Source organism: Mesorhizobium sp. M0243 (assembly GCF_040321775.1).
Taxonomy (GTDB): Bacteria; Pseudomonadota; Alphaproteobacteria; order Rhizobiales; family Rhizobiaceae; genus Mesorhizobium.
This window is the reverse complement of sequence record NZ_JAMYSF010000076.1, coordinates 1-1,048: the sequence shown is the minus strand read 5'-3', so window position 1 is coordinate 1,048 and position 1,048 is coordinate 1. Positions and strand designations below refer to the sequence as shown.

General features: G+C 60.8%; 1 protein-coding gene and 1 pseudogene. Both read right to left on the bottom strand.

The genetic code is table 11. The features are described from left to right. Positions 1–49 precede the first annotated feature (49 nt). Positions 50–586 carry a GNAT family N-acetyltransferase gene (locus NKJ11_RS33680; protein WP_023809638.1) on the bottom strand — a complete coding sequence of 179 codons (537 nt, stop codon included), beginning with the start codon at positions 584–586 and terminating at the stop codon, positions 50–52. 111 nt (positions 587–697) lie between these two features. Next, positions 698–1,048, bottom strand: a pseudogene (locus NKJ11_RS33675) (adenylate/guanylate cyclase domain-containing protein); the annotation flags it as partial.

The window sequence follows — 1,048 nt, the reverse complement described above, 5'->3', positions numbered from 1 at the left end:
GTGCCGGCGAGCGCCGCCAACTGCGTGCGACTGCCCTGTAAGCCGGAGGTCAGAGCGTCTTGCTCATAAGCAGGATAGGAACCGGAGCCCCGCCACGCTCGTCGAAGAATTTCTTGACGGATTGGTACCCGCAGGCGCGATACAGTGGCTCTCCGGCCGCGGTAGCTGCCAGCTCAGCACGGGCGAAGCCCTCGGCCTTGGCGGCACGCTCACAAAGCGCAAGGATCAAGTGGCCGACCCCCCGCCGGACAAAGTCCGGATGGGTGTACATGGCTCTGATGCGTGCTGCGTCCTTGGCAGGATCAAGCAGCGCTGCATCACGTCCAGGCGACTGATCTCCACCATACATCGTTGCGCGCCGGCTCCAACCGCCGCAACCTGCCAAAACGCCGTTGTGCTCCACGAGGAAGTAAGTGCCGTCGTCGACAAGTTGTGTATCCAGCCCCATGATGGCCCGGCTGGATTGGATCTGAGCGTCATCTAGAAAGGGCTTCTGGAGTTCAGAGATCGCCGCGTCCATGAGCGTAATCAGGGCCGGGAGATCCTCCCGTTGTGCTTTCCGGTGCCGAAAGTCTTCACTTGCCATGTTCAAGTCTCGATTTGACGAATTTCGTTCCGGCAGAAGAGACCAAATATTCGCTGCTGCGGCAGCCTCGAGACGCTATCCACTGCGGCCCCGACGGCATAGCCGTGACAGTCATTCTGGCAGCCCCGCCATGCGATAGCCTTCCACGATATGCCGTCGGACGTCCTCGGCCGGGAAAGGCTGCGAAGCTGACCAATGCCTGATTGTGAAGTGCGGATTGCTTATCATGAACATTTCCGCCTCCCAGCGCGCCTCCTCCAAACGGCCAAGTTGCGCAAGGCTTGCTGCAAGCAGGCGTCGTGAAGTCGTGCGATAAGTTTCGGGTCTCCGCAACGTTTGAACCGCGGATTCGTAGTCGCCGATGGCATACTGAGCCTGGCCCAACATCCAGTAGTACCAACCGGGCGGGTGAGGGTTGAGCCGCAGCGCCTTGCGCACCTGCTCTATGGCTTCGGCAGGCCG

Bases quoted from the DNA above. Each gene is read 5' to 3' on its own strand.
- NKJ11_RS33680 (WP_023809638.1), bottom strand. From the start codon at position 586: ATGGCAAGTGAAGACTTTCGGCACCGGAAAGCACAACGGGAGGATCTC.